The organism is Acidovorax facilis (assembly GCF_023913775.1).
Taxonomy (GTDB): domain Bacteria; phylum Pseudomonadota; class Gammaproteobacteria; order Burkholderiales; family Burkholderiaceae_C; genus Acidovorax; species Acidovorax facilis.
Genome location: NZ_JAMXAX010000217.1, coordinates 1 through 5,079, shown reverse-complemented (window position 1 = coordinate 5,079; position 5,079 = coordinate 1). Strand labels below are relative to the sequence as shown.

4 protein-coding genes are annotated in these 5,079 nt (G+C 67.6%); 2 read left to right on the top strand and 2 right to left on the bottom strand.

Annotation, left to right across the window (positions count from 1 at the left end):
• Together NFX52_RS29265 and NFX52_RS29260 are read left to right on the top strand one after the other, a co-directional pair.
• A partial coding sequence (locus NFX52_RS29265) for a CaiB/BaiF CoA transferase family protein (protein WP_252635960.1) occupies positions 1 to 1,167 on the top strand: 1,167 nt, incomplete at its 5' end.
• Between the two features lie 105 nt (positions 1,168 to 1,272).
• The gene (locus NFX52_RS29260; RefSeq protein ID WP_207402204.1) at positions 1,273 to 2,283 is read left to right on the top strand and encodes a tripartite tricarboxylate transporter substrate binding protein; all 1,011 of its coding nucleotides are present in this window, start codon (positions 1,273 to 1,275) and stop codon (positions 2,281 to 2,283) included.
• A gap of 170 nt (positions 2,284 to 2,453) precedes the next feature.
• On the opposite strand, the gene NFX52_RS29255 is transcribed toward NFX52_RS29260, so the two are convergent.
• Together NFX52_RS29255 and NFX52_RS29250 are read right to left on the bottom strand one after the other, a co-directional pair.
• Positions 2,454 to 4,067, bottom strand: coding sequence for a methyl-accepting chemotaxis protein (locus tag NFX52_RS29255; RefSeq protein ID WP_233559230.1), 1,614 nt, complete (start codon positions 4,065 to 4,067; stop codon positions 2,454 to 2,456).
• A gap of 115 nt (positions 4,068 to 4,182) precedes the next feature.
• On the bottom strand, positions 4,183 to 5,079 hold an 897-nt coding region (locus tag NFX52_RS29250), incomplete at its 5' end, for a Bug family tripartite tricarboxylate transporter substrate binding protein (protein ID WP_252635959.1).

Here is a 5,079-nt window from a genome sequence, read left to right as displayed (position 1 = left end):
GGCCTGCGCGTGGTGGAGTTCACCCACATGGTCATGGGCCCCACCTGCGGCATGGTGCTGGCCGACCTGGGTGCCGAGGTCATCAAGGTCGAGCCCGTGGATGGCGACCGCACGCGCCACCTGCTGGGCGCGGGCGCGGGCTTCTTCCCCATGTTCAACCGCAACAAGAAGAGCATCGCGCTCGACCTGCGCAGCCCCGAGGGCCTGGCGGCGGCGCGCAAGCTCGCGGCATCGGCCGATGTGGTGGCGCAGAACTTCAAGCCCGGCGTGATGACGAAGTACGGCCTGGACTACGCGGCGCTGAGCCAGCTCAACCCGCGCCTCATCTATGTCAACCACACCGGCTTTTTGCCCGGCCCGTATGAGCACCGCACGGCGCTGGACGAGGTGGTGCAGATGATGGGCGGCCTGGCCTACATGACCGGCCGCCCCGGCGACCCGCTGCGCGCGGGCAGCAGCGTGAACGACATCATGGGCGGCATGTTCGGCGCGATTGGCGCGATGGCGGCGCTGATGCAGCGCGGCATCACCGGGCGCGGGCAGGAGGTGGATTCGGCCCTTTTCGAGAACAACGTCTTCCTGGTCGGCCAGCACATGATGCAGTACGCCGTCACCGGCAAGCCCGCCGCCCCCATGCCCGACCGCATCTCGTCCTGGGCCGTGTACGACGTGTTCAGCGTGAAGGACGGCGGACAGATCTTTTTGGCCGCCGTGAGCGATGCGCAGTGGCAGACCTTTTGCGACGCCATGGGCTATGCCGACCTGAAGGCCGACACCGGCCTGGCCACCAACAACGACCGCGTACGCGCCCGCCCCACGCTGATGCCCGTGCTGCGCGAGCGGCTGGCGCAGCACACGGCCGATGAACTGGCGGCCATCTTCGAGCGCCACGGCCTGCCGTTTGCACCCATCCGCCGGCCCGAAGAACTGTTTGACGACCCGCACCTGCAAGCCACGGGCGGACTGGCCGACATCACGCTGCCCGATGGCGAACGTGCCGGGCAGACCGCGCAGATCACGCTGATGCCGCTGCGTATGGACGGCCAGCGGCTCGATGTGCGCTGCGACCCGCCCCGCCTGGGCCAGCACACGGCCGAGCTGCTGCAGGGCCTGGGCTACACAGCCGATGAAGTGACCGCGCTGCAGGCCACCGGGGCCATTGCCTGATTTTTCCTTGACGACCGGGGCAACCCACGCGGCGCAGACCGCAGGCCCCGGATTCCAACCCCACTACCGGAGACAACCGTGCCCCAGCCCACCCCTGCTTTTGACATGCACCGCATCTCGCCCGCCGGCCATGGCGTGCTCACGCGCCGCCAGGCGCTGGCAACCGGCGCGGCCGCGCTGGGCGCCGCCGCCTGGGGCCTGCCCCGCATGGCGCGTGCCCAGGGCGATGGCAAGCCGCTGCGCGTGATCCTGCCGCTGTCGGCGGGCTCGGGGGCCGACGGCGCCATCCGTGCCATCAGCACCAGCCTGGCCAAGGCGCTGGGCCAGCCCGTGGTCATCGAGAACCTGCCGGGCGCGGGCGGCATCACCGGCACCACGCAGATCGTGCGGGCGCCCAAGGACGGCTCTGTGATCGGCGTGGTGTCCAACAACCACGTGGTCAACCCCAGCGTGTACAAGAACATTCCATTCGACTCGCTCGCCGACATCACGCCCATCACCATCCTTGGCGCCACGCCCTTTGTGCTGGTGGCCCCCCCCTCGGTGCCCGTCAAGACCGTGCAGGAGCTGATCGCGCTGGCCAGGGCCAAACCCGGCGTCCTCAACTACGGCTCGTCGGGCAACGGCACCATCCTGCACCTGGCAGCAGCCATGTTCGTGGACCAGGCCAAGGTGTCGATCCAGCACATTCCCTACAAGGGCATGGGCCCGCTCATGAACGATGTGCTGGGCGGCCAGGTGCAGTTGGCCGTGGTGGCGGTAGCGCCTGCGGCAGCGCACATCAAGTCGGGAGCGTTGCGCGCCCTGGGCGTGACCACGGCCAGCCGCGTGCCGTCGTTGCCCGGTGTGCCCACCATTGCGGAGCAGGGCTTGCCGGGCTACGAGCTCGACGGCTGGATCGCCCCGGTGGGGCCTGCCGGCCTGCCCAAGGCCGAGCTGCAACGCCTGTATGCCGCCTTCAAAGCCGCGATGGAAATGCCCGAGGCGCGCGATGCGCTCATCGCCCAGGGCTACGAAATCAAGCTCACCCCTCCGGAGCCAGCAGCCGCGTTCTTTCGATCCGAGGTGGCGCGCATGGCGCAGGTCGTGAAAAACGCCAACGTGACGATGGATTGACGCGGGGCTGCCGTGTGGGGTGCGGTTGCCCGAAGGGCGTAACGCGCCGTCGCCCCGCATGAGGTCGTCTGCCGGGTCAGGCTGCGTTCGGCCGAGCCGCAATTTGAATATTTTTGGACGCTAGCGCTTATGTGACAAGCGCTGGTAGCTATGTTTTTTATAGCTATTCATCAGCCCTGCGGTGCCGTCAGGGCGCGCTGCCCTGCCGGGTGGTGGTGAAGGTTCTGAAGCTGCGGCTGCTGGTGGCGCAGGCGGAACACCTCCACGGCCTCCACCAGCTGGCGGGCCTGGCCGCTCAGACTGCCGGCGGCGGCGGCGCTTTCTTCCACCAGGGCAGCGTTTTGCTGGGTGGTTTCATCCATTCGCACGATGGCCTGGGTGACGCGCAGCATGTCGGAGGTCTGGGCCGCGCTCGCCTGGCTGATTTCGTCCATGAGCGCGCTCACGCCCTGGATGGACGAGACGACTTCACCCATGGTGCTGCCCGCGTTGCGGGCGAGGTCAGAGCCGGCCTGCACGCGCTCCACGCTGGTCTGGATCAGCGCCTTGATCTCGCGCGCGGCGCTGGCACTGCGGGTGGCCAGGTTGCGCACCTCGCTGGCCACCACGGCAAAGCCGCGTCCTTGCTCGCCGGCGCGTGCTGCTTCCACGGCAGCATTGAGCGCCAGGATGTTGGTCTGAAACGCGATGCTGTCGATGACGCCGATGATGTCGGAAATGCGGCGTGAGCTGTCTTGAATGCCCTGAACCACCGTCACCATCTGCGTTACCACGTCGCCACCGCGCTGGGCCACCGATGCGCCGCTCTTGGCCAGCTCGCTGGCACGTTGGGCGTTGGAGGCGTTTTGCTGCACGGTGGCCTGCAGCTGCTGCATCGAAGAGGTGGTTTCGTCCAGCGACGAGGCCTGCTCTTCGGTACGCATGCTCAGGTCCACATTGCCTTGGGCAATTTCGGCGCTGGCACTGGCCACGCCCTCGGCGTTGCTGCGCACGCCCGACACCACGTTTTCCAGGTTCTCCTGCATGGTGCGCAGGGCTTCCAGCAGCCGCGCGGGTTCGTCCTTGCCATCGACCTCGATGGTGGTGGTCAGATCGCCGGCCGCCACCTTGTTGGCCACCGAGACCGCCACCCGCAGCGGGCGCACTACCGAGCGTGTGAGCAGCCAGCCCGCACAGCCGCCCAGGGCCGTGACCAGTGCCAGCGCTACCAGGCTGCTGATGAGCGCACGCCGCGCGCTCAGGGCCGCCTGCTCTGCAATGGTCGCGCTGCTGGCGGCCACCTGCTCGCTCAGTGCGGTGAGCAGCTTGGCCGGGCCCTGGTCGATGTCGGCCACGTCCGCGTCACCCGCAGAGGGCACAAAACCGAGCGACTGGAACACCTCAAAACCCTTGCGGTAGCCCTGTGCCATCTGCGCGTGGGCTTGGGTGAATTTCTGCAGCGCTGCCTTTTCCTGCGCATCGGTCAGTTGCGGCTCCAGCGCCTTGGCGGCGTCGGCCACCCGCTTTTCACTGGCCTGGAACGCTGCCCAGTGCAGTTCGCGCTTGCGCGAATCCTCACCCCGCAGCAGGGTGTTCTTCCACTCCTGCACCTGGGTCTTGAACTCGTTTTCCATGCGGCTCACCGCACGTTCCTGGGCCACGCGTTCCTGCACCGTGGTCTCGTAGGTGCCCAGGCTGCTGTACAGGGCCGCAATGCCGAACAGGGCAGCGCCCAGCAGGAGCGCGAGCACCAGGCCCAGTGCGGTGGCCATGCGTGCGCCGATGGAGTGGTTGGACATTTTCATCGGTCAGCTCCCAAGGTTGATCTCGGTTTTCCATCTTGCTGCACGTCGCCTGCAACCTGAAACCGGTATGGCCCGAGGGTGGCGCCCCGCAGCCGCACAGAGGCCTTGTTGCACTTCATGCCTTCAGCTTGAGCAGGTACACCATCACCCGTGCCGTGGTGAGGTCCAGTTCCATGAACTCTGCCAAATCCTTGCCTGTCAGCCAAGAGGGTTCCCAGCGATTGCTTTTGAGCGTGCGCAGCCAGGATTCATGGGCGGTGGCGGCCTCCACGGCGGCCAGCATCTCGGCCATGCGGGCGCTGGGCACCCCTTTGCCGGTGAACACGCCCCGCCAGTTGGCCATGGTGGCATCCAGCCCCTGCTCGCGGAAGGCGGGCAGGCCGAAGGCGCTGCGGCGGGACGACACGCCGATGGCGCGCAGTTTGCCTGCGGCTATCGCATCACTGAATTCGCTGTAGCCCGACAGCCCCACCGCCGCGTTGCCCGACACCAGGGCGTCCACCACTTCAGAGCCACCGGGGAAGGGTTTGTAGACCAGGTCTTCCGGCTTGGCCTTGGAGGCACGGGCCAGCACCCCGGCGAAGATGTGGTCCACCCCACCGGCCGAGCCCCCCGCCACCGGCAGGGCACGCAGGTCGGCGCGCATGGCATCGGCCAGGTCCTTGGTGTTCTTGATAGGGGATTTGGCGGCTACCGCTGCCACCAGGTAATCGCTGGTGAGCCGGGCAATGGGCTGGATGTGGCTCATGTCGACGGCGGGCTTTTGCAGCGCCACGGCACCCACCATCACCATGCCGCCCATCAGCAGGGTGTTGGGGTCGTTGCCGTATTTTTCGGCGTATTTGGCCAGGCCGATGGTGCCGCCCTTGCCGCCAATGTTCTCGTACTCGATCTGGTCCGCCGCGCCCACCGCAGCCAGGGCCACTCCCAGCGCGCGGCCCGTCTGGTCCCAGCCGCCCCCGGGGTTGGCCGGGATCACGATGCGCAGTGTGCCCGCCAGTTTGGGGGCCTT

Bases quoted from the DNA above. Each gene is read 5' to 3' on its own strand.
- NFX52_RS29255 (WP_233559230.1), bottom strand. From the start codon at position 4,067: ATGAAAATGTCCAACCACTCCATCGGCGCACGCATGGCCACCGCACTG.
- NFX52_RS29260 (WP_207402204.1), top strand. From the start codon at position 1,273: ATGCACCGCATCTCGCCCGCCGGCCATGGCGTGCTCACGCGCCGCCAG.